Here is a 23048-nt window from a genome sequence, read left to right on the forward strand (position 1 = left end):
CTCGTAGACGACCGCCGTCCGCCACCACGGACGGCGGCAGCCCTCAGACGGCGCCGGCCCGGTGCGCCCCGGAGCCCTGGCCCCCGCCCGTGGTCGCCCCGGAGACGGTCTGGCCGCTCGCCTGCGCGTCCTGCACCTGCTCGACGCGGTCCTCGGTGGCCATCTGCGTCAGCCGCGCCCCGGCCTCGGCGTCGCGGGTCAGGTTCTCCCCGGTCTGCGGGTCGAAGACGTGCACCTTGCGGCTGTCGAGCCAGAACTCCGCCTCCCGGCCCTCCCGGATCCGGCTGGTCGCGTCGATCGACACGATCGCCTGGGTGCGCAGCTCCTCGGAGTCCAGCTCGCGCGACAGCGCCCGCAGCTGGGTGGTCACCGCCTCCGGTGCCTCGTAGGGGATGTAGGCGTACTGCGAGTCGCCCAGCCACTCCGTCACGTCCACCCGCGCCCGGAACACCGATCCCAGCGGCCGCTTGGCCTCGTCGACCAGCGTGGCGTCCTCGAAGTACTCCGGCCGGATGCCCACGAGCAGCAGCTCGCCGCGGCCGCGCACCGCCGCCGCCCGCCGCTCGTCGAGCACCACCGGCCCGAACGGCGTCTGCAACCGGTCGCCCTCCAGCGTGGCGGGCAGGAAGTTCATCGGCGGGGAGCCGATGAACCCGGCGACGAAGAGGTTCACCGGCTGTTCGTAGAGCTCCCGCGGCGAGGCCACCTGCTGGATGCTGCCCTTGCGCAGGACGCACACCCGGTCGCCGAGGGTCATCGCCTCGGTCTGGTCGTGGGTGACGTAGACCGTGGTGATGCCCAGCCGCCGCTGCAACCGGGCGATCTCGGTGCGCATCTGCCCGCGCAGCTTGGCGTCGAGGTTCGACAGCGGCTCGTCGAAGAGGAACGCCTCGGCCTGGCGGACGATCGCCCGCCCCATCGCCACCCGCTGCCGCTGCCCACCGGAGAGGTTGGCCGGCTTGCGCTCGAGGTGCTCCTTGAGCTCGAGCACGTCGGAGGCCTCGGTCACCCGGCGGCGCACCTCGTCGTCGGGCGTCTTGGACAGCCGCAGCGGGAAGGCGATGTTCTCGTACACCGTCATGTGCGGGTAGAGGGCGTAGTTCTGGAACACCATCGACAGGTTCCGCTCGCGCGGGGCGAGGTCGTTGACCCGCTTGCCGCCGATGACCATGTCGCCGCTGGTGATGTCCTCCAGCCCGACGATCATCCGGAGCAGCGTGGACTTCCCGCAGCCCGACGGCCCGACCAGGATCATGAACTCGCCGTCGGCGATGTCCAGGCTCACGTCGTTGACCGCCGGGTAGCCGTCGCCGTACTGCTTGACGATGTTCTTCATCTCGATGGAGGCCATCAGGACCAGTCCCCTCGGAGGGTCGCAGGAGTACAGGGCACGGCCGGGTCAGCCCTTGACCGCGCCGTTGGTGAGGCCGGCGACGATGCGCCGCTGGAACAGCAGGACCAGGACGACGACGGGGATGGTGACGATCACCGCGGCCGCGGCGATCGCCCCCGTCGGGTCCTCGAACTGCGAGGCGCCGGTGAACAGGCCCAGCGCGGCGGGGACGGGGCGGGAGGCGTCCGTCGACGTCAGCGAGATGCCGTACGCGAAGTCGTTCCAGGCGATGAAGAACGCGATGATCGCGGTGGTGAAGACGCCGGGCGCGGCGAGCGGGACGATCACCTTCCGGAACGCCTGCCAGGTGGTGGCGCCGTCGACCTGGGCAGCCTGCTCCATCTCCCAGGGGATCTCCCGGAAGAAGGCCGACATCGTCCAGATGGAGATGGGCAGCGTCAGCGACAGGTACGGGATGATCAGCCCGGGCCAGGTGTCGTAGAGCCCGATCTGCCGCCACAGGTTGAACAGCGGCGTCACGATCGAGATCACCGGGAAGATCGCCACCGCCAGCGCGGTGCCGAGGATCAGCTTCTTCCCGGGGAAGTCCAGCCGGGCGATCGCGTAGGCGGCGAACATCGACAGGATGCAGGAGATGAACGTCGCGATGAGGCAGATCCCGAAGCTGTTGCGCAGCGCCGGCAGGAACAGGTCACTGGCCGCCCCGGTGAGGATCGTCGAGTAGTTCCCCCACGACGGGTCGGTGGGGAGGAACTGGCCGTTGGAGATGTCCGACGGCGCCTTGAACGACAGCGAGACGATCCAGGCGATCGGGAACAGGCAGTAGACGATGATCAGGATGCTGCCGACGATCCACCAGACCTTCGACCTCGTCGACATCAGCGATCACCCCTCGCCTGGGCCAGGTCGACCTTGAAGCCCTTGATGAACAGGAAGGCGATGAGCACCACCGCCAGGAACAGCAGCACCGAGACCGCCGAGCCCAGGCCGATCTCGACCCGGGCGATCGTCTGCCGGTAGGCCAGGAACGACACCGACTCGGTGCCGTTGGCGCCCGCCGTCATGATGTAGATGCTGTCGAACACCCGGAACGCGTCGAGGGTGCGGAACAGCAGGGCCACCATCACCGCGGCCTTCATGTTCGGGATGGTCACCCGCCACATCCGCTGCCACCGGGTGGCACCGTCGACCTTGGCCGCCTCCTGCAGCACCTCCGGGACCTGCGCGAGGCCGGCGAGCAGCAGCAGCGAGATGAACGGCGTGGTCTTCCAGATCTCGGCCAGGCAGATGACGAACAGCGACGTCCCCGTCCCGCCGAACCAGTCGGTCGTGTCGCTGACGCCGGGCAGCCAGGCGAACCAGCTGTTGACGAAGCCGGTCGTGAGGTTGAAGGCGAACTGCCAGGCGAAGGCGGACACGACGGTGATGACCGCGTACGGGATGAGGATCGCCGCCCGGACGACGGGCCGCAGGGACGCGAGCGCCTTGACCATCACCAGCGCCAGCGCGAACCCGAGGACGAGCTCGACCGCCACGGTGATGACCGTGATGAGCAGCGTGACGCCCACCGACTGCCACCACAGGGGGTCGGTCAGCACCACCCAGTAGTTGGACAGCCCGTTGAACGACCGGTTCTCCGGGTCGGTGAGCCGGTAGCTGAACAGCGAGTAGTAGACCGCCTGGAGGATCGGGTAGGCGGTCACCAGCAACATGACGACGAACGCGGGGCCGGCGAGGAGCCAGCCGAGCTTGCGCTCGGCCCGCGCGCGGTCGCTGATCGTCCCGCGCGGGGAGGAGACCGGTTGGGTCTTCTCCACCGGCGGGAGGGTGGTCTGCGTCACAGCAGCTGCTCTCCCCTCAGGACTTCGCCGATGAGCTCCTGCGCGCGCTGCCCGGTCTCGGGCGTGACGGAGGACGGCGGGTGGTACTCGCGCTGGATGCCGCCGGACACCTCGCTGTAGTACGGGGTCTGCGGCCGTGGCGCCGCGGCCTCCAGCGAGTCCCGGATGGTGTCGGCCATCGGGAACGCCTCCTGGACGTCCGGGTCGTCGTACACCGCCACGGACGAGGCCGGGTTGCCGTTGGTGATCATGTACTCGGCCTGGTTCTCGTCACTGGTGATGCACTCCGTCGCCTGGTAGGCGAGGTCGACGTGGTTGCTGAAGGCGCCCACGCCGAGGTTGATGCCGCCGTACGGCGGCGCGGCCGGGGTCCCCTCGTCCACGGCGGGGTAGATCGTCCAGCCGTAGTCGTCGGGCACCGACTGGTCGAGCGTGCCGGCCTCGACCGCCGACAGGGCGCGGGACCAGACGAACGGCCAGTTGACCATGAAGCCGGCGTCGTCGCTCTCGAACTGCGTGGCGCTGGTGTCCTCGCTCGCCGTGGAGAAGGCGGCGCCGACGACCCCGGAGTTCGCCACCGTGGCCATGACCTCGGCGGCCCGCACGCCGGCCTCGTCGGTCAGCCCCAGCTGAATCTGGTCGGGGTCGGTGGAGTTCTCGGCGATGACCGAACCGCCCGCCGACTCGATGAGCGCGTTGAACCACACGGTCAGCGACTCGGCCCGCCGGCCCTGGGCGCTCAGGATCGTGTCGGTGGCCTGCGCGGCCTCGACGAGCTGGTCCCAGGTGACCGGCTGGGTCATGTCCAGACCGGCGGCCTCGGCGACCGACTTGCGGTACCAGAGCAGCTGGGTGTTCGCCCAGAACGGCACGGTGACCAGCTCGTCGTCCCAGGTCGCGCCCTCGATGGAGCTCTGCACGACGCCCTCGGTCACCCGCTCGGCGAGGTCCGAGGGCACCGGCGCGAGGAAGCCGGCCTGCGCGAACTCGGGGATGTAGGGCGGGTCGAGACTGATCAGGTCGATCGACGCGTCGTTGGCCGCCAGGCGGCGGACGAGCTGCTCGCGCTGGGCCGAGGACTCACGCGGCAGGATCGACACCGCGATCCGGTACGCGCCCCCGGACTCCTCCGAGCACCGGTCGGCGATCGTCTGCTGCCCGCCGGAGTCGGGGTTGATGTACCAGTTGAGGACCGGGGTGGCGGAGTTCCCGCCCCCACCGCCGCAGGCGGCCAGCGTGGACGACACCACGAAGGCGGCCGCCGCGCTCCCCAGGACGCGTCGCGACCGCCTGCCCGGGCCTCCGGGACGACCACGCCCCCTGGCCCCTGGACTGCGTCGTTGTGCGAAGGACAAGACCGATCGCCTCCGATCCGGCGAGCTCGACGATCACCGCCCCCGTACCGTGGCGCAGGCCACAGGTCGCCGCAACCCGGTCGTGTCCGCCGTGTGACCAGGCCAGCGGCGCCGGACCGGTCAGGACCGGTTGGCGATGACCGACGGCGTGGTGAGCTCCTCCGGGGTGGCCGGGAGGACGGTGCGGACGTAGGACCGCGCCGCCGCCGTGGTGCCGACGTCCCGGCCGGCCTGCTCGGAGAGGAACCACCGGTGCTCGAGCACCTCGTGGAAGACCTCGGCCGGTGCCAGGCGGCCGGCCAGCTCGGGCGGGATGGCGTCGATGACCGGCTGGTACACGTCGGCCAGCCACCGGGCCCCGGCCACCGCCTCCGACACCGGCGCCCCCGACCTCTGCTCGAGGTAGGCGCGGTAGGTGCGCAGGTCGTTGAGCAGCCGGCGCGCCTGGTTCTCCTGCACCTCGAGGCCGGTGAGGCGGAACAGCTCGCGACGGTGCTGCCCGGGAGCGGAGACGCGCGTCTCCACCCGCAGCCGGGCGCCCTCGTCGGAGGTCACCAGCTCCACCTCGCCGACGTCGAAGCCGAGGTCGTTGAGCCGCTGCAGCCGCTCGGCCACCCGGTAGCGCTGCTCGTCGGCGCGGAAGACCTCCTCGTGGGTGACCTCGTCCCAGAGCCGGTCGTAGCGCACCGGCAGGCTGTCGGCGACGTCGATCGGGTCGACGCCGTCGGGGAGCAGTTCGCCGGCCTGCAGGTCGAGGAGCTCCGCGCCCACCCGCTCGCGCGCGAGCTCGAGGTCGTAGTGGCGCTGGCCGCGGGAGAGCTGGGGGTGCCGCTCGGCGGTCTCGGCGTCGACCAGGTGGGCGGCGAGCGCGCCGGCGTCGAGCCGGAACAGGGTGTTCGACAGCGAGCAGTCACCCCAGAAGATGCCGGCCAGGTGCAGCCGCACGAGCAGCACCACCAGGGTGTCCATGAGCTGGTCGACCGACTGCCGGGCGCTGGGCCGGGAGAACAGGTAGCGGTAGGACATCGAGTACTCGAGGTACCGGGTCACCAGGATGGCGTCCTGCCCGCCGGGGCGGTCGATGCAGATGCCCAGCACCGACACCGACGGCAGGCCCTCCTCCTCGAACTCGCCGAGCAGGGCGTACTCGTGCCGGGCCAGCGGCTCGGCGATCTCCTTGAGCGCGAAGACCCTGCCCTGCTCGGCGACGAAGCGGACGACGTGCCGCGAGATGCCGCGCTGCGGGACCTCCAGGAGCAGCGCCGGGTCCCACTCCTCGAGCGGCTCGTGCCAGGGCAGGGCGAGCAGCGCGGCGCCGTCGGTGCCCGGTGGGCGGAACAGGTACCGCACGGCGCGACCTCCGTTGCTGGCCTCGTGCAGCCCACCACCGGTGGTGGGTGGTCCCGTGGTCAGCCTGCCACGGACGGTCCCCGGTCGCGCGGCGCCGGTGAGGGCACCCGGGGCGGGTGCGTCGTCAGGCGGCGAGCGAGACGGCGGAGCCGGCGCGGTGGGCCGTGCGCGTGGTGGCGCCGACCAGGGCGAGGGCGGGCTCGGCGGCCGCGGGCTCGGCGGAGGCGGTGGCCGCCGGCACGGCGACCTGCTCGGCGGCCGGCTGCTCGGCGGTCTCGGCCGGCACGCCGGCGGCGGGGACCAGCGGGCGGACGCGGCGGTCGGGGCCGCGCAGCTCCGTGCTGACCTCGGCCAGCAGGTCGGCGAGCTCGACGTCGAGCGCGTCGCAGATGGAGGCGAGCAGCTCGGAGGAGGCCTCCTTCTGGCCGCGCTCGACCTCCGAGAGGTAGCCCAGGCTCACCCGGGCGGCACCGGAGACGTCGCGCAGCGTCCGCCGCTGGCGCAGCCGGTGACCGCGCAGGGTGCGCCCGAGCTCGGTGCGCAGCAGCGTCATGGCCGTCTCCTGTCTGGCAGGGGGGAAGCGGCGGCACCTGCCGGTGCCGTGCGCCCACGGTACGCGGCGGGCCCCCCGGTTCCCGCGCCGGCAGGGCCGCGTCCGCTCATGGCGTAACGCCGAGGTGGGCGCGGACGTTCCGCCCGCCGCGGCCTCCGTCGGTGGCCCTCCTGCAGGGGCCCGCCGGGCGCCGGCGAGGGGTGGGGGCAGGAGGGTCCTTCCTCAGGCGGCCGCGTCGGGGGCGTCGGAGCGCCGGCCGGCCGGCCCGGCGGCGCGCCGCGCGGCGGCCGCGCGGGCGGCGCGGGCGCTGGTCCGCCGCAGGGCGAGCGCGCGGTAGACGTAGTCCGCGCCGGTGACCACGGTGAGCACGAGCGCGACGGCCATGACCCACCAGCGGGCGCTGGCCAGCAGGCCCTCCAGCGGCAGGGTGTACAGGCCGATCGCCAGTGCCTGGACGACGGTCTTGGCCTTGCCGCCGCGGCTGGCGGCGATGACCCCGTGCCGGATCACCCAGAACCGCAGCAGGGTGACGCCGACCTCGCGCACCAGGATCACCAGCGTCACCCACCACGGCAGCAGCCCCAGCACCGACAGGCCGACGAGCGCGGTGCCGGTGAGCGCCTTGTCCGCGATGGGGTCGGCGAGCTTGCCGAACTCGGTCACCTGGCCCGTGCGCCGCGCGATGAGCCCGTCGTAGCGGTCGGTGATGATCGCCAGGGCGAAGACCACCGTGGCCCACACCCGCCGGTCGTCGTCCATGCCGCCGTCGGACAGCAGCAGGACGGCGAACACCGGGACGACCGCCAGCCGCAGCACGGTCAGGGCGTTGGGCACGTTGACCAGCCGGGCCGTCTGCGGCGGGGTGGCCGCCGGGTCGGGTGCCACGGCGCTCACCGGCACCTCACCGGCCGGCCGGGACCGGCGCGAGCGCGGCGGCCACGAGGTCGACGCCCTCGGTGCCCACCACCTCGGCGGCCACCAGCTGGCCGGGGCGGGCGCCGTCGGGGACGCCGGTGACCGTGGTGGTGCCGTCGGCGTCGGGGTCCTGGTGGGCGGCGTGCCCGGACCAGACGCCCGGGCCGTCCCCGGCGTCCGGGACGGCGGAGAGGTCCTCGGTGAGCAGCACCTCGGCGCGGGTGCCGACGCGCTCCTCGGCGCGTTGCGCGGTCAGCTCCTCGACCAGGTCGGTGACCCGGCGCACGCGCGCGTCGATCTCGGTCCGGTCGAGCTTGCCGGGCAGGCCCACCGCCTCGGTGCCCTCCTCGTCGGAGTAGCCGAACACGCCCACGGCGTCGAGCCGGGCCGCGGTGAGGAAGCGCTCGAGCTCGGCGACGTCGTCCTCGGTCTCGCCGGGGAAGCCGAGGATGACGTTGGTCCGGAAGCCGGCCTCCGGGGCCAGCGAGCGGGCGCGCTCGACGAGCGCGAGGAAGTCGTCGGTGCCGCCGAAGCGGCGCATGCGGCGCAGCAGCCCGGGCGAGGAGTGCTGGAAGGACAGGTCGAAGTAGGGCGCGACGCCCTCGGTGCCGGCGATGACCTCGAGCAGGCCGGGCCGCAGCTCCGCCGGCTGCAGGTAGGCGACGCGCACCCGGACGACGCCCTCGACGGCGGCCAGCTGCGGCAGCAGGCGCTCCAGCGAGCGCAGGTCGCCGAGGTCCTTGCCGTAGGAGGTGGAGTTCTCGCTCACCAGCACGAGCTCGGTGACGCCCTGGGACGCCAGCCACCGGGCCTCGCCGAGCACCTCGGCCGGCGGCCGCGAGACGAACGAGCCGCGGAAGGTGGGGATGGCGCAGAAGGCGCAGCGGCGGTCGCAGCCCGAGGCCAGCTTGAGCGCGGCCGTCGGCCCGGAGGCCAGCCGGCGGCGCTGCACCCAGCCGTGGCCGGGGATGGCCGGCGCCTCGGCCGCGGTGGCCGCGGCGGTGCGCGCCACCGGGCTGATCGGCAGCAGCGTGCGGCGGTCGCGCGGCGAGTGCGGCACCAGCGGCCGGCCGGTCAGCACGTCGTCGAGCCGGTCACCGATGGCGGCGTAGTCGTCGAAGCCGAGCACGGTGGCCTCGGGCAGCGCGCCGGCGAGCTCGGAGCCGTAGCGCTCGGCCATGCAGCCGACCGCGACGACCTCCGCGCCGGAGTCCGTGGCGGCCAGGATGGCGTCCACCGAGTCCTTCTTCGCCGACTCGATGAACCCGCAGGTGTTGACCAGGACGGCGTCGGCGCCCTCGGGGTCCTCGACCAGCCGGTAGCCGTCGGCGGCCAGCCGGCCGGCCAGCTCCTCGGAGTCGACCTCGTTGCGGGCGCACCCGAGGGTCACCACCGCCACCGTGCGGGCAGGGGAGGACGGAGCTGTCACCGCCCCATCGTAGTCGACGGACCCCCGCACCCCCGGCTGCTCGCCGGGCCGCGGTGGGACGCGACCCGGCAGCCGCCGCCCGTCACGCCTCGGCGGGCAGCGTCCCACCGCGGAGGGTGAACAGCACCGACTCCAGCTCGTCGGGCTTGACGAGCACGTCGCGGGCCTTGGAGCCCTCCGACGGGCCGACCACGCCCCGGGTCTCCATGAGGTCCATCAGCCGGCCGGCCTTGGCGAAGCCGACCCGCAGCTTGCGCTGCAGCATCGACGTCGACCCGAACTGGCTGGTGACGACGAGCTCGACGGCCTGGCACAGCAGGTCGAGGTCCCCGCCGATGTCCTCGTCGATCTCCCGCTTCTCGACCTCGGCGGCGCTGAAGACCTCCTCGCGGTACTCCGGCTCGGCCTGCCGCTTGGTGAACTCGACGACCGACTCGATCTCTTCGTCGGACACGTAGGCGCCCTGAACGCGTATCGGCTTACCCGCACCGATCGGCAGGAACAGCGCGTCGCCCATGCCGATGAGCTTCTCTGCACCGGGCTGGTCGAGGATGACGCGGCTGTCGGTGAGGCTGGAGGTGGAGAACGCCAGCCGCGAGGGCACGTTGGCCTTGATCAGGCCGGTGACGACGTCGACCGAGGGCCGCTGGGTGGCCAGCACCAGGTGGATGCCGGCGGCGCGCGCCTTCTGGGTGATGCGCACGATCGACTCCTCGACGTCGCGCGGGGCGACCATCATGAGGTCGGCCAGCTCGTCGACGATCGCCAGGATGTAGGGGTAGGGCCGGTAGACCCGCTCACTGCCCGGCGGGGCCGTGATCTCTCCGCCGCGAACCTTGCGGTTGAAGTCGTCGATGTGCCGGACGCCGGTGGCCCGCATGTCCTGGTAGCGCTGCTCCATCTCCTCGACCAGCCAGGCCAGCGCGGTGGCCGCCTTCTTCGGGTCGGTGATGATCGGCGTGATCAGGTGCGGGATGCCGTCGTAGGGCGTCAGCTCGACCATCTTCGGGTCGACCAGGATCATGCGGAGCTCGTCTGGGGTGGCGCGCAGCAGCAGCGACGTCAGCAGCGAGTTGACACAGCTGGACTTACCTGCGCCAGTGGCGCCGGCCACGAGCAGGTGCGGCATCTTCGCCAGGTTGGCGCAGACATAGCCACCCTCGATGTCCTTGCCCAGGCCGACCAGCATTGGGTGCTGATCCGCCTTGGCGACCTGAGACCGCAGAACATCTCCGAGGCTCACCATCTCGCGATCCGCGTTCGGCACCTCCACTCCCACCGCGGACTTCCCGGGGATCGGCGCGAGGATGCGGATGTTGTCGTTGGCGACGGCGTAGGCGATGTTCTTGGTCAGAGCGGTGATCTTCTCGACCTTGACCGCGTTACCAAGCTCGATTTCGTAGCGGGTGACGGTCGGGCCTCGCATATAGCGCCTTGCGACGGCGTCCACGCCAAACTGCTGCAGGACAGCATTGATTGCTTCCTTGACGCCCTCATTGGCCGCCGTGCCAGCCCGTGGCGGCGTGCCCTGCTGCAGCATCCTGAGCTTCGGCAGTTGATACTCGCCCTCGACGGGCTGGATGGTGAGCTGCTCCGGCTCATCAAGAGGCGGTAGCCCCTCTGGCACTGGCGTGGGCGGCCTTGCATCCACCGAAGCTTCCTGTATGGCGGAGACCGGAATCGGCTCCTGCCGGACGGCCTCCTGCACCTCGGTATAGGGCACGTGGTCGATCGGGCCGGTGGTGGTGAGGTCGGGGGCGTCCTCGTGGAGGACCTCGGACAGCGCGGCGCGCTTGGAGCGGCGCGGCCGGACGGGCTCCTCCTCGACCTCCTCGTCGGCGTGGTCGTCGGCGTGGTCGTCGGTGTCGTCCCAGTACTCGTCGGTGCGGCCGGTGGCCCGGTCGGCGAAGGCGCGCAGCCGCTCGGGCACCTGGTGCAGCGGCGTCGCGGTGAGCACGAGGACGGCGAAGACGGCGAGCAGGGCGAGCAGGAGGACGGCGACGACGGCGCCCAGGCCCGCGGTCAGCGGCGTGCCGACCGCCCAGCCGACCAGGCCGCCGGTGCCGGGCCGGCCCTCCAGCGGGGCGCCGGGGTCGCCGATCACCGAGGCGATGCCCAGGACCGACACGACGGCGCACAGCCAGCCGATCGCCAGCCGGCCGCGCTGCTCGGGGCGGGGACCGCGCCGCAGCAGGCGCAGGGCGGCGAGGAAGAGCACGGCGGGCAGCACGACGAGCAGGGCGCCGACGACCCAGCGCACGCCGTCGGCGAGGCCGGCGCCGACCGGGCCGATGCCGTCGAACCAGGCGGCCGCACCGAGGACGACGGCCAGGCCGAGGACGGCGAGGCCGGCACCGTCGCGGCGGTGCTCGGGGGCCAGCGGCTCGGCCTCCTCGGGGCGGGCGACCGAGCGGGCCAGGCCGCCGGCGCCGCGGGCGAGCAGCGACCAGGCGCCGGCGGTGGCCCGCCAGACGGCGGCGGCCGCACCCGGGCCCTGCGGGGCGGGCTTGCGGGCCGGGGGCCTGCGGTTGCCGGTGCGGGCGGGCGTCCGCGAGGCCGGCCGCTTGCCGGAGGCCGTCGACCCGGACCGGCCCTTGGGGGCCGAGCCGGCCGGCCGGCGCGAGGGCGTGGTGCGGGCAGGCATGCGTCGACGGTAGCCGCCGGCCGGCGTCCTCCCAGGCAGGCGCGCACGCCGTGTCCCCGGCCTACGGTCGCTGCATGCCGACCCCCTCCCCCCTCCCCCACGGCAGCTGGCCCACCCCGCTCACCTCGGCACTGGTCGTCCGCTCGGCGGCGCGCCTCGGCGAGGTCGCCGTCGATGACGCCTCCCCCGCCGGCCCCGACGTCTGGTGGTCGGAGTCACGCCCCGGCGAGGGCGGCCGGTCGGCGCTGGTCCGGCGCTCGGCCGACGGCACCACCACCGACGTCCTCCCCTCCCCCTGGAACGCCCGCACCCGGGTGCACGAGTACGGCGGGGCGGCGTGGACGGTCGCCGGCGGCACGCTGTGGTTCACGCACTTCGACGACCAGCGGCTGTACCGGCTGTCCCCCGGCGACGACGCGCCGGTCGCCGTCACGGCCGCGCCGGTGCTGCCGGCCGGGGTGCGGTACGCCGACCTGACCCCGGACGCCGAGGGGTCGCTGCTCGCCGTCCGGGAGACGCACACCGCCTCCGGCGCGGCGGCCGACGTCGTCGACGAGGTGGTGCGCATCGCCTCCGACGGCACCGTCACGGTGCTGGTGACCGGGCCGGACTTCGTCTCCGACCCGCGGCCCGGCCCGGGCGGCCGGCTGGCGTGGCTGCAGTGGGACCACCCGGACATGCCCTGGGACGCCGCGCAGCTGGTCGTGCGCGCCGCCGACGGCACCGAGACGGTGGTCGCGGGCGGTCCGGGTGAGTCGGCGGTGCAGCCCACCTGGGACGCCGACGGCACCCTCTGGTTCTGCTGTGACCGGACCGACGTGTGGTCGCTGTGGCGGTGGCGGCCGGGCGGCGAGGCGGAGCTGGTCCTCGACACCGGCACCGAGATCGCCGGGCCGCAGTGGGTCTTCGGCGCCCGCCGGTTCGCGCTGCTGCCCGGTGGCCGGGTGGTCGCCGCGGCCGGCGGCGAGGGCGGGGACCGGCTGGTCGTGGTGGAGCCCGACGGGGCGGCGCGGGAGGTGGCGCTGCCCGGGTGGACCGCGCTGCGGTACCTCACCGCGCACGGCGAGGACGTCGTCTGCGTGGCCGGCGGCCCCGCGAGCGAGCCGGTGGTGCTGCGCGCGGACCTCTCCGGGCGCAGCGAGGTGCTGCGCCCGGCGCGCGACCTCGGGCTCGACCCGGCCTGGTTCTCCGTCCCGGAGCACCTGACCTTCCCGACCGACGAGCGCGGCACCGGGGTCGCTGAGGCGCACGCCGCCGTCTACCCGCCGACGAACCCGCAGGTCACCGCGCCGGAGGGCGACCTGCCGCCGCTGGTCGTGATGGTGCACGGCGGCCCGACGTCGGCCCACCCCCGCGTCCTGGACCTGGAGGTCCAGTACTTCACCTCGCGCGGGTTCTGCGTGGCGCACGTCGACCACCGCGGCTCCACCGGGCACGGCCGCCGCTACCGCGACGCGCTGAGGGGGCAGTGGGGCGTGGTCGACCTCGACGACGTCGTCGCCTGCGCCGGCTCCCTCGCCGCGGCCGGCCGGGTCGACCCCGCGCGGATGGCGATCCGCGGCGGCTCGGCCGGGGGCTTCACCACGCTGGCCGCGCTCACCCGGCGGCCCGGGGTCTTCACCGCCGGCGCGAGCCACTTCGGCGTGGCCGACCTCGGCGCGCTGGCCGCGGACACGCACAAGTTCGAGTCCCGCTACCTCGACGGCCTGGTCGCGCCCTGGCCCGAGGGCGCCGAGGTCTACGCCGAGCGCTCGCCGATCACCCACGTGGCCGCCCTCGACACCCCGCTGGCGGTGTTCCAGGGCGCCGAGGACCGCGTCGTCCCCCCGGAGCAGGCCGAGGTGATGGTGGCGGCGCTGCGCGAGCGGGGCGTGCCGCACGCCTACCTGCTGTTCGAGGGCGAGCAGCACGGCTTCCGGCGGGCGGAGAACATCCGCGCCGCCCTCGACGGCGAGCTGTCCTTCTACGCGCAGGTGTGGGGCTTCGACCTGCCCGCCGGCGAGGGCATCGAACCGGTCGAGGTGGTGCGCTGAACCGTCCGGGCCCGGCAGCCGTACGCCTCCCGCGAGGGGACCGGAGGCCGGGAGGGCGCGGATGGGACGGCACGCACGGACGCCGGCGGCGCCGCTGGACGTGCGGGCGGCCTACGCCGCGCACGGTCCGGAGCTCTACCGCTTCGCGCTGCGCCAGCTCGGCGACGGCGGGGCGGCGCAGGACGTCGTCCAGGAGGTGTTCCTGCGCGCCTGGCGGGCGTCGGGCTCCTACGACCCGCAGCTGGCCGGCCTGCGGACGTGGCTGTTCGCCATCGCGCGCAACGTCGTCGTCGACGAGGTGCGGCGCTTCGCCGTCCGCCCCTGGCAGCGGCAGCTGACCGACGTCGGCGAGCGGGACGCGCCGGCGGTCGACGCCGACGACGCACGGCTGGTCGACGCGTGGGTGGTCGAGGAGGCGCTGCGCCGGGTCAGCGAGGAGCACCGCACCGCGATCGTGCAGACCCACCTGCGCGGGCGGCCGTACGCCGAGGTGGCCGCGGAGCTGGGGGTCCCGGTCGGGACGGTGCGCAGCCGGGTGTTCTACGGGCTCAAGGCGCTGCGCCTGGCCCTGGACGAGATGGGGGTGGAGCCGTGAGCGGGGAGCACCGGGAGCTGCGGGAGCTGCTGGGCGCCCACGCCCTGGGGCACCTGGAGCCGGCCGAGGACGCGCGGGTGCGCGCGCACCTCGACGGCTGCGCCGACTGCCGCGCCGAGCTCGCCGAGATCGCACCGCTGGCCGCGCGGCTCGCCGCCGTCGACGCCGACGCCCTGGACCGGACGCCCACGCCCCCGCCGGGCCTGGGCGCCGCGGTGCTCGCCCGCATCGCGGCGGAGGAGCGCCGGGTGGTGCCGTCGCGCCGGGCCGCGGTGCGCCGCCGGATCGCTCTGGGCGCGGCCGCCGCCGGGCTCGCGGCGGCCGGCGCGGTGGCCGGGTGGCTGGCCCGCCCGGTGCCCGACCCGCCGCCGCTGGAGCCGGTGGCCGTGCAGGCGGTGGCACCCGAGGTGCAGGCGAGTGCCGACCTGGTGCCGCACACCTGGGGCGTGGAGGTGAAGCTGTCCGGCAGCGGCTTCGCCGCCGGGGAGGTCTACCGGGTCGCGGTGACCACCGAGGACGGTGTCGAGGTGCCCGCCGGGGAGTTCCTGGGCGTGGGCCCGCAGCCGCTGGACTGCAACCTGAACTCCTCGGTGCTGCGCGCCGACGCGGTCGGCTTCGAGGTGGTCGACGCCGACGGCGACGTGGTGGCCCGCTCCGACTTCTGACGCGGCAGGGGGCGCCGCCCCGTGGTCGGCGCCCCCTGCCCGGGACCGGGTCAGATCTCGCCCGGCACCGTCCGCCCGTCGACGGTGAACCCGGTGCCCGCGCCGTCCTGGAACACGTCCGGGCCGACCGGGGCGGTGTTGCCGGAGACCTCGGTGCGGGTGACCGTCGTGGTCCCGGGCTCGGAGTTCCACAGCCCACCGCCCTCGTTCGCGGCGCTGTTGCCGGTGACCGTGCCGCGGTCGATCCGCACGGTGCCGGCGCCGGTGAGGTGCAGGCCGCCGCCGTTGCCCGGGCCGTCTCCCGTGTGGTTGCCGGTGAGCGCGGTGCGGTCGAGCGTCGTCGTCCCGGTGTCGGCCTCGATGCCGCCGCCGGCGCGCACGGCGCGGTTGCCGTCGACCACGGTGCGGGTGACGGTCAGCGTCCCGCTGTCGTTGAGCAGCCCTCCGCCGGAGCCCGAGGCGCCGTCGGCGACGTTGTCGCGGACCTCGCTGCGCTCCACGGTGAGCCGCCCGCCGTCGTTGAACAGGCCACCGCCGCCGTTGTCGGCCGCCGGGCCGCTGGCGGTGTTGCCGCTGACCGTGCTGCGGACGACCGTCATCGTGCCGGCCGCCGAGTTCCACAACCCGCCGCCCTCCGCCGCGGCGGTGTTGCCGACGACGTGGCTGCGGTCGACGTGCACCGTGCCGGCGCCGGTCAGGTGCAGACCGCCGCCGTTCCCGGGCGCGGCCCCGGTGGCGTTGTGCGACAGCGTCGAGCGGGTGACGGTCGTCGTCGAGCCGGCGAGTGCCTCGATGCCGCCGCCGGCGCGGGCCGCGGTGTTGCCGGTGACCGTGCTGCGCTCCACGGCGAGCGCGCCGGCGTTGAGCACCCCGCCGCCGGAGGCGCCGCCGGTCGTGCCCGGCTGCCCGGGGGCCGCGCCGCCGGTGACGGTGACGTGCCGCAGGATCAGCGAGGCGCCCGGGCGGACGTCGAACACGCGGTCGAGGTGGGCGGCGTCGATCGTGGCACCGCGGCCCTCGACGACCAGGTGCCCGGTGACGTCGAGGTCGCCGACCGCGGCCGCGTCGTCGGTGCCGGCCAGCGCCAGGCGGTAGGTGCGCTCGGACAGCACGATCGTGCCGGAGCCGGCCGCGTTGGCCGCCTGCACGGCCGCGCGCAGCGACCCGGCGCCGCCGTCGGCCGTGGTGGTGACGGTGCTGCCGCCCGGGCCGCCCCGGCTCCCGCCCGGTCCACCGGCCGTGGCCGGGGTGGCGGCGAGCAGGAGCAGGGCGAACGCCGAGGCGCCGGCGACGGTGCCGGCGCCCAGGGTCGTGGATCGCATGCGCGGGTCCCCTCGGGAGGTGGCCGGCGCCCGCCTGCCGGGCGCCGTGCACGAGGGGGTACGGGGGCGGTGCCCGCCGCGTTCAGACCCTCCTACACCTCGAGGACGGTGGGGATGATCATCGGCCGGCGGCGGTGGGTGTCGCTGACCCACTTGCCGACGGTCCGGCGGATCACCTGGGAGAGCCGGTGGGCGTCGGTCTGCCCGTCGGACAGCTCCCGCTTGAGGTTGTCCTCGACCAGCCGCAGCACCTCGTCGAAGGCGGTGGGGTCGTCCGAGAAGCCGCGCGTGGACAGGTGCACCGGCCGCACGATGGTCCCGGTCGAGGGCTCGACGACGACGGTGAGCGCCACGAACCCCTCGTCGCCGAGGATCCGCCGCTCCTGCAGCGACTCCTCGCCGACGTCGCCCACGTTGAGCCCGTCGACGTAGACGTTGCCCACCGGCACCGAGCCGGTGATCGCGGCCTTGCCGTCGACGAGGTCGACCACCACGCCGTCCTCGGCGAGCAGCACCCGGTCGGCGGCCATGCCGGTCTGCTCGGCAAGCGCGGCGTGCGCGCGCAGGTGCCGCCATTCGCCGTGCACGGGCATGAGGTAGCGGGGCTTGGCCACGTTGAGCAGCGTGCGCAGCTCGCCGGCCGGGGCGTGCCCGGAGACGTGCACCATCGCCGTCTCCTTGTGCACGACGGTCGCGCCGAGCCGCGCCAGGCCGTTGATGACCTTGTAGACGGCGGTCTCGTTGCCGGGCACCAGCGAGGAGGCCAGCACGATCGTGTCGCCGGCCTCGATGGTGACCTGGTGGTGCTCGCCGCGCGCCATGCGGCCCAGCGCCGACAGCGGCTCGCCCTGCGACCCGGTGCTGACCAGCACCACCTGCTCCGGCGGCATCGACGTCGCCTCGTCGAGGCTGACCATCAGGCCCGGGGCGACCCGCAGCAGCCCGTGGTCGCGGGCCACGCCCATGTTGCGGACCATCGAGCGCCCCACGAAGGCGACCTTGCGGCCGTGCGTCTCCGCGGCGTCGAGCACCTGCTGGATGCGGTGCACGTGGCTGGCGAAGCTGGAGACGATCAGCCGCTGGGTGGCGCGGCGGAACACGTCCTCCAGCACCGGGCCGATCGCCCGCTCCGGGACGACGAAGCCGGGCACCTCGGCGTTGGTGGAGTCGGCCAGCAGCAGGTCGATGCCCTCCAGGCCGAGCCGGGCGAAGGCGCCCAGGTCGGTGAGCACGCCGTCGAGGGGCAGCTGGTCCATCTTGAAGTCGCCGGTGTGCACCAGCACGCCCGCGGGCGTGTGCACGGCGACGGCCAGCGCGTCGGGGATCGAGTGGTTGACCGAGATGAACTCGCAGTGGAACGGCCCGGCCACGTGGTCGTCGCCGGCGGCCACCTCGACCAGCACCGGGTCGAGGCGGTGCTCGCGCAGCTTGGCCGCGACGAGGGCGAGGGTGAAGCGGGACCCGACCAGCGGGATGTCACCGCGCAGCCGCAGCAGGTAGGGGATGGCGCCGATGTGGTCCTCGTGCCCGTGGGTGAGGACGACGGCGGCGACGTCGTCGAGGCGGTGCTCGATGACGCCGAAGTCGGGCAGGATCAGGTCGACGCCGGGCTGCTCGGCCTCGGGGAAGAGCACGCCGCAGTCGATGACCAGCAGCTTGCCGTCGAACTCGAGGACGGCCATGTTGCGGCCGATCTCGCCGAGGCCGCCGAGCGCCATGACGCGCAGCCCGCCGGCCGGCAGCGGCGGCGGCGCCTGGAGGTCGAGGTGCGGCTGGGTGGCCTGTCCGGCCGAGCTGACGGTCACCGGCTGTGGACCTCTCCGAGGTGGACCCCGCCGGCGGCGAGGTCGGCGCGCAGCTGGTCGAGCTGCTCGGGCGTGGCGTCGACCAGTGGGGGGCGCACGGGGCCGGCGGGCAGCCCCAGCTCGCGCAGCGCCGCCTTCACGGTGATGACGCCCTGGGTGCGGAACACGCCGGTGTAGACCGGCAGCAGGCTCTCGTTGACCTCGCGGGCCTTGGCCAGGTCGCCGGACTCGACGGCGGCGACGAGCTCGGCCAGCCGGGGCCCGACCAGGTGGCCGACCACGCTGACCACCCCGACCGCGCCGAGGGCCAGCATCGGCAGGTTGACCATGTCCTCGCCGCAGTAGTAGGCGAGGTCGGTGCGGGCCAGCGTCCAGGCGAGCGCGCCGAAGTCGGACTTGGCGTCCTTGACCGCGACGATGCGCGGGTGCTCCGCGAGGCGGACGAGCGTCTCCACCTCGATCGGCACCACCGAGCGGGGCGGGATGTCGTAGAGCATCACCGGCAGGTCGGTGGCGTCGGCGACCGCGGTGAAGTGCCGCAGCAGCCCGGCCTGCGGCGGCTTGTTGTAGTACGGGGTGACGACGAGCAGCCCGTGGGCGCCGAGCCGTTCGGCCCGCCGGGCGTTCTCGATGGTGTGCGCCGTGTCGTTGGTGCCGACCCCGGCGACCACGACCGCACGGTCGCCCACCGCGTCGAGCACCGCCTCGAGGACGGCGGACTGCTCGCCGTCGCTCTGCGTGGGTGCCTCGCCGGTCGTGCCGAGCACGACGAGGCCGTCGTGGGCCTGCCGGTCCACCAGGTGCGCGGCCAGCTCCTGGGCCCCCGCGAGGTCGATCGAGCCGTCCTCGGCGAAGGGGGTCACCATCGCCGTCAGCACTCGCCCGAAGGGCCGGGCGGGGTCGGTGGTCATGCGGTCGAATCTACCGACCGGCCGCCGCGGCGCCCGGCCCGGCAGCGGGCACGTGCACGTACTCGGAGACGGCGTAGGCCAGACCGGTTCTCGACGTCGCCCAGCCGGTCTCCGGCGTCCGGGCCGTGCGGCGCCAGCCGTCGCCGAGGGCGGGTGCGCGGGTGTCGCCGTCGACGGCCAGGTCGACGTCGGTGACCACCAGCCGGTCGGCGTGCGGCAGGAACGCGGCGTAGACCGCGGCGCCGCCGATCACCCAGCAGTCACCGGTGGCGGCGAGGACCTCCTCGACCGAGCCCGCGCGCTCGGCGCCCGCGGCCGACCAGTGCGGGTCGGTGGTCAGCACGACGTTGCGCCGCCCGGGCAGGGGGCGGGCTCGGTCGGGCAGCGACTCCCAGGTGCGCCGGCCCATGACGACGGTGCCGCCGGTGGTGAGCCGCTGGAACAGCCGCAGGTCCTCGGGCAGGTGCCAGGGCAGCGTGCCGCCGGCGCCGATGACCCGGTCGTGCGCCTGCGCCCAGATCAGCCGGACCGGCACCCGTCAGACCGCGACGGCGGCGCGGATGGCCGGGTGCGGGTCGTACCCGTGCAGGGTGAAGTCCTCGAACCGGTGGTCGAACAGCGACGGCGCCGGGGCGATCTCCAGCGTCGGGAAGGGCCGCACCTCACGGGAGAGCTGCTCGCGGACCTGCTCGACGTGGTTGCTGTACACGTGGCAGTCGCCGCCGACCCAGATGAACTCCCCCGGCTCGAGGCCGACCTGGGCGGCGACCATCCGGGTGAGCAGCGCGTAGCTGGCGATGTTGAACGGGACCCCGAGGAACAGGTCGGCGCTGCGCTGGTAGAGCTGGCAGGACAGCCGCCCGTCGTGCACGGCGAACTGGAACAGCGCGTGGCACGGGGCCAGCGCCATCTGCGGCAGCGCGGCGACGTTCCAGGCCGAGACGACCATGCGGCGGGAGTCGGGGTCGGTGCGCAGCGTGTCGAGCACGCCCTGCACCTGGTCGATCGTGCCGCCGTCGGGGGTCGGCCACGAGCGCCACTGGACGCCGTAGACCGGTCCCAGGTCGCCGTCCGCGTCGGCCCACTCGTCCCAGATGGTCACGCCGTTCTCGGTGAGCCAGCGGGTGTTGCCCTCGCCGCGCAGGAACCACAGCAGCTCGACGGCGACCGACCTGAAGTGCACCTTCTTGGTCGTGACCAGCGGGAAGCGCTCGGACAGGTCGTAGCGCAGCCGCTCGCCGAAGGTGCTGACGGTGCCGGTGCCGGTGCGGTCGGACTTCGGCGTCCCCGTGCCGAGGACCCGGCGCAGGAGGTCCTCGTACTGGGTGTCGACTCCTCCGCTGCTCGTCACGGGCGCCGAGCCTAGGCGACGCCGGACGCCGCGGCGGGCAGCGCTCGGGTGAGGTCGGTCGCCAGGTCGCCCCGCTCGGCGACGGTGACGTCGTCGAGGCCCAGCCAGCCGGCCACCAGGCGCAGCTCGGCGGCGAGCTCCGCGGCGACCTCGGCGCGGTCCACGCCCGCCTCGGCGTGGGTGGCCTGCGCGCGCAGCACGCCGGCCTGACGGTCGGCCTTGAGGTCGACGCGGGCGACCAGCCGGTCGCCGAGGAGGAAGGGCAGCACGTAGTAGCCGTGCACCCGCTGCGCCGCGGGGGTGTAGATCTCCAGCCGGTAGCGGAAGCCGAAGATGCGCTCCACGCGGGGCCGCTCCCACACCAGCGGGTCGAACGGGGAGAGCAGGGCGCGGGCGCGGACCCACCGCGGCCGGCGCGCCGCCGGGTCGAGCCAGGCCGGCGCGCCCCAGCCGGCGACCTCGACGGGCAGCAGCTCCCCGGCGTCGGCGAGCTCGGCGACCGCCTGCCGGGCCGGGGCCGGGCGGAGCCGGAAGTAGTCGCGCAAGTCCCGCTCGGTGGCCACGCCCAGGGCGCGGGCGGCGGTGCGCACCAGCTCCCGGACGGCGTCGGCGGGTTCGGGGGTGGGGCTCCGCAGCACGGCGGGCGGCAGCACCCGCTCGGTGAGGTCGTAGACCCGCTCGAAGGACGTCGTCCGGGCCCGGGTGGTGAGCACGCCGGTGTAGAAGAGCCACTCCAGCGCCACCTTGCCCGCGTGCCAGTTCCACATCGAGCCGCGCCGGTCGGGGCGGGGCTCGGCGAGGTCGCTGGCCTTCGTGGGGCCGGCCTCCCGCACCCGGTCGAGCACCTCGGCGACGTAGCCGGGCCGCTCCCGCTGGATGCGCACCATGGAGCCCCAGGCGTGCTCCTCGGCGGCGGCCATCCGCCAGCGCAGGTGGGGGTGCAGGCGCACGGGCAGGTAGCTGGCCTCGTGCGCCCAGTACTCGAAGACCTCGGACCGGCGGGCGGTGAAGGCGTCCATCGCCGGCCGCGGGTACGCGCCGAGCCGGCTGAACGCCGGCAGGTAGTGCGAGCGGGACAGCACGTTGACCGAGTCGATCTGGACGACCGCCATCCGGTCGGTCACCTTCCGCAGCTGCCGGGCTCCCGGGACGGCGACCGGCCGCGGGTCGGCGAAGCCCTGCGCGGCGAGTGCCGTGCGGCGGGCGAGGGGTGCCGGGAGCCGGTCGACGGCGGGACGGGCCACGCGCCGATCCTGCCGGAGCCCGCCGACGCTCTCGCGCCGGTGGCCGTCCACCTACGCTGCCTGCGTGGAACCCGGGACCTTCCCGCGCCTGACCGGCACCGCGGAGGTGTCGGTGCGCCCGGCGGTGCGCGCGGACGCCGCCGAGATCGCTCGGGTGCAGGGCGAGACGTGGCGGACGGCGTTCCGCGCGCTGCTGCCGGCCGCGGTGCTCGACGGCTGGGACGCCGCGGCCGCGGAGGCGGCGTGGACGGCCGCGGTGACCGCTCCCCCGACGCCGGGGCACGGCGTGCTGGTCGCCGTCGACGACGGCCGGGTGGTGGGCTTCGCCGCGCACGGCCCGGCCGAGCTGGACGCCGGGGAGGCGCCGCACCCGTACGGGCCGACGACGGAGCTCGCGGTGCTCCTCGTGGAGCCGCGGTGGGGACGCCGCGGGCACGGCAGCCGGCTGCTGGCGGCGGTGGCCGACCTGGCGCGCGGGACGGGTGCCCGGCGCCTGCAGGCGTGGGTCGCCGAGGGCGACGCGGTGACGGCCGGGTTCCTCGAGTCGGCCGGGTGGGCGCCCGAGGGGTGGGCCCGCACGCTGGACGCCGCCGGGACCCCGGTGCGGGAGGTCCGGTGGCACACGCTCCTGGAGGGGGACGCATGACGTTCACCGGGTTCCCCGACGAGGGCCTGGTCTTCTACGAGGGCCTGGAGGCTGACAACTCGAAGACCTACTGGACGCGCTCGAAGGCCGTGTACGACGACTGCGTCCGGGCGCCGATGCAGGCGCTGGTCGACGAGCTGGCGGGTGAGTTCGGTCCCGCCAAGCTGTTCCGTCCCCATCGCGACGTGCGCTTCAGCCACGACAAGACGCCCTACAAGACCCACCAGGGGGCGGTCGCCCACCAGGAGGGCCGGGGCGCCGGCGCCTGGTACGTGCAGATCTCCGCCGAGGGGCTGCGCGTGGCCGGCGGTGCGTGGCGGCTGGAGTCCGACCAGGTGGAGCGCTACCGGCGCGCGGTGGCCGACGACGTGCAGGGCCCGCGGTTGCGCCAGGAGGTCGACCGCCTGGCCGTGGCCGGCTGGTCCGTCGACGGCGACCGGCTCACCCGCGTCCCGAAGGGCTACGAGGTGGACGACGCCCGCGCGGACCTGCTGCGGCACCGCTCGCTGCACGCCGGTCGGCTGTTCGACTTCGCCGAGTGGCTGCACACCCGGGAGGCCCTCGAACACGTGCGGTCGGCCTGGCGCGAGCTGACGGCGCTCAACGCCTGGCTGGCCGACAACGTCGGTGCCACCACCAAGGAGGTCCGCCGGCGCTGACCCGCCCTCGGCACCGTTGTCGGGAAATGCGGAAGGGCCTCCACCGTGTGGTGGAGGCCCTTCCGGAAATGGTTGTCCGGCGGTGTCCTACTCTCCCACCCCGTTCCCGGGGCAGTACCATCGGCGCTGAGAGGCTTAGCTTCCGGGTTCGGAATGGGACCGGGCGTTTCCCTCTCGCCATGACCGCCGTAACACTGTGAACATGTACCCACACCGGCCCCGCCGAGGCCTGCTCGGAGGGTGGGTTGGGTGCGTTCAGAACCGCACAGTGGACGCGAGACTTCTTCTTGGTTGCTTGACGGGTGGGGATGTGTGGTCAAGCCCTCGGCCTGTTAGTACCGGTCAGCTCCACACCTCGCGGTGCTTCCACTTCCGG

20 protein-coding genes and 1 rRNA gene are annotated in these 23048 nt (G+C 74.4%); 5 read left to right on the forward strand and 16 right to left on the reverse strand.

Annotated elements, in window-relative coordinates:
* Positions 1 to 43: 43 nt before the first annotated feature.
* The 9 genes from BLQ97_RS13270 to BLQ97_RS13310 form a co-directional block, all read right to left on the reverse strand.
* Complete coding sequence (locus BLQ97_RS13270) at positions 44 to 1351, reverse strand: ABC transporter ATP-binding protein (protein WP_091366340.1); 1308 nt, start codon at positions 1349 to 1351, stop codon at positions 44 to 46.
* A gap of 48 nt (positions 1352 to 1399) precedes the next feature.
* A complete protein-coding gene (locus BLQ97_RS13275; protein WP_091366341.1) occupies positions 1400 to 2233 on the reverse strand; it encodes a carbohydrate ABC transporter permease in 834 nt (277 codons plus the stop codon).
* Positions 2233 to 3171: a carbohydrate ABC transporter permease gene (locus tag BLQ97_RS13280; protein ID WP_245692145.1), complete on the reverse strand. Its 939-nt coding sequence runs from the start codon at positions 3169 to 3171 to the stop codon at positions 2233 to 2235. Before BLQ97_RS13280 ends, BLQ97_RS13275 begins: the two co-directional genes overlap by 1 nt.
* A 20-nt stretch (positions 3172 to 3191) precedes the next feature.
* A complete protein-coding gene (locus tag BLQ97_RS13285) occupies positions 3192 to 4445 on the reverse strand; it encodes an extracellular solute-binding protein (protein WP_091366344.1) in 1254 nt (417 codons plus the stop codon).
* Positions 4446 to 4670: 225 nt separating this feature from the next.
* Entirely contained in the window at positions 4671 to 5900 is a 1230-nt protein-coding gene (locus tag BLQ97_RS13290; RefSeq protein ID WP_091366346.1) for a DUF4032 domain-containing protein, read from the reverse strand.
* Positions 5901 to 6024: 124 nt separating this feature from the next.
* Positions 6025 to 6453, reverse strand: coding sequence for a helix-turn-helix domain-containing protein (locus BLQ97_RS13295; protein ID WP_091366347.1), 429 nt, complete (start codon positions 6451 to 6453; stop codon positions 6025 to 6027).
* A gap of 222 nt (positions 6454 to 6675) precedes the next feature.
* Positions 6676 to 7347 (reverse strand): CDP-diacylglycerol--glycerol-3-phosphate 3-phosphatidyltransferase, encoded by a 672-nt coding sequence (pgsA, locus tag BLQ97_RS13300; RefSeq protein ID WP_091366348.1) that lies wholly within the window; start codon positions 7345 to 7347, stop codon positions 6676 to 6678.
* A 7-nt stretch (positions 7348 to 7354) separates the two neighbouring features.
* Positions 7355 to 8797: a MiaB/RimO family radical SAM methylthiotransferase gene (locus tag BLQ97_RS13305; RefSeq protein ID WP_091366350.1), complete on the reverse strand. Its 1443-nt coding sequence runs from the start codon at positions 8795 to 8797 to the stop codon at positions 7355 to 7357.
* Positions 8798 to 8879: 82 nt separating this feature from the next.
* A complete protein-coding gene (locus tag BLQ97_RS13310; RefSeq protein ID WP_091366352.1) occupies positions 8880 to 11441 on the reverse strand; it encodes a DNA translocase FtsK in 2562 nt (853 codons plus the stop codon).
* A 74-nt stretch (positions 11442 to 11515) separates the two neighbouring features.
* On the opposite strand from BLQ97_RS13310, the gene BLQ97_RS13315 reads away from it, so the two are divergent.
* From BLQ97_RS13315 to BLQ97_RS13325, 3 genes are all read left to right on the forward strand, one after another.
* Positions 11516 to 13474, forward strand: coding sequence for an alpha/beta hydrolase family protein (locus BLQ97_RS13315; RefSeq protein ID WP_091366353.1), 1959 nt, complete (start codon positions 11516 to 11518; stop codon positions 13472 to 13474).
* Positions 13475 to 13535: 61 nt separating this feature from the next.
* Complete coding sequence (locus tag BLQ97_RS13320) at positions 13536 to 14069, forward strand: sigma-70 family RNA polymerase sigma factor (RefSeq protein WP_091366355.1); 534 nt, start codon at positions 13536 to 13538, stop codon at positions 14067 to 14069.
* Complete coding sequence (locus tag BLQ97_RS13325) at positions 14066 to 14734, forward strand: anti-sigma factor family protein (protein WP_091366357.1); 669 nt, start codon at positions 14066 to 14068, stop codon at positions 14732 to 14734. The genes BLQ97_RS13320 and BLQ97_RS13325 overlap by 4 nt, the downstream gene beginning before the upstream one ends.
* A 50-nt stretch (positions 14735 to 14784) precedes the next feature.
* On the opposite strand, the gene BLQ97_RS13330 is transcribed toward BLQ97_RS13325, so the two are convergent.
* From BLQ97_RS13330 to BLQ97_RS13355, 6 genes are all read right to left on the reverse strand, one after another.
* Positions 14785 to 16056 (reverse strand): right-handed parallel beta-helix repeat-containing protein, encoded by a 1272-nt coding sequence (locus BLQ97_RS13330; RefSeq protein WP_091366358.1) that lies wholly within the window; start codon positions 16054 to 16056, stop codon positions 14785 to 14787.
* 92 nt (positions 16057 to 16148) lie between these two features.
* Entirely contained in the window at positions 16149 to 17861 is a 1713-nt protein-coding gene (locus tag BLQ97_RS13335) for a ribonuclease J (protein ID WP_091366360.1), read from the reverse strand.
* Complete coding sequence (gene dapA / locus BLQ97_RS13340) at positions 17858 to 18772, reverse strand: 4-hydroxy-tetrahydrodipicolinate synthase (RefSeq protein WP_091366361.1); 915 nt, start codon at positions 18770 to 18772, stop codon at positions 17858 to 17860. Before dapA ends, BLQ97_RS13335 begins: the two co-directional genes overlap by 4 nt.
* Positions 18773 to 18782: 10 nt before the next feature.
* On the reverse strand, positions 18783 to 19307 hold the full coding sequence (locus BLQ97_RS13345) for a dihydrofolate reductase (protein WP_091366363.1): 525 nt from the start codon (positions 19305 to 19307) through the stop codon (positions 18783 to 18785).
* 3 nt (positions 19308 to 19310) lie between these two features.
* Positions 19311 to 20123, reverse strand: a complete 813-nt coding sequence (locus BLQ97_RS13350) for a thymidylate synthase (RefSeq protein WP_091366364.1) — start codon at positions 20121 to 20123, stop codon at positions 19311 to 19313.
* A gap of 11 nt (positions 20124 to 20134) precedes the next feature.
* On the reverse strand, positions 20135 to 21367 hold the full coding sequence (locus tag BLQ97_RS13355; protein ID WP_091366499.1) for a winged helix-turn-helix domain-containing protein: 1233 nt from the start codon (positions 21365 to 21367) through the stop codon (positions 20135 to 20137).
* A gap of 64 nt (positions 21368 to 21431) precedes the next feature.
* Between BLQ97_RS13355 and BLQ97_RS13360 the strand changes: the two genes are divergently transcribed.
* Both BLQ97_RS13360 and BLQ97_RS13365 read left to right on the forward strand, forming a co-directional pair.
* The gene (locus tag BLQ97_RS13360) at positions 21432 to 22013 is read left to right on the forward strand and encodes a GNAT family N-acetyltransferase (protein WP_091366366.1); all 582 of its coding nucleotides are present in this window, start codon (positions 21432 to 21434) and stop codon (positions 22011 to 22013) included.
* A complete protein-coding gene (locus tag BLQ97_RS13365; protein ID WP_091366368.1) occupies positions 22010 to 22672 on the forward strand; it encodes a DUF2461 domain-containing protein in 663 nt (220 codons plus the stop codon). Before BLQ97_RS13360 ends, BLQ97_RS13365 begins: the two co-directional genes overlap by 4 nt.
* Before the next feature lie 74 nt (positions 22673 to 22746).
* On the opposite strand, the gene rrf is transcribed toward BLQ97_RS13365, so the two are convergent.
* Positions 22747 to 22863: ribosomal RNA gene (rrf, locus tag BLQ97_RS13370) — 5S ribosomal RNA — on the reverse strand.
* Positions 22864 to 23048 lie beyond the last annotated feature (185 nt).

Source organism: Geodermatophilus telluris (assembly GCF_900102745.1).
Lineage (GTDB): Bacteria > Actinomycetota > Actinomycetes > Mycobacteriales > Geodermatophilaceae > Geodermatophilus > Geodermatophilus telluris.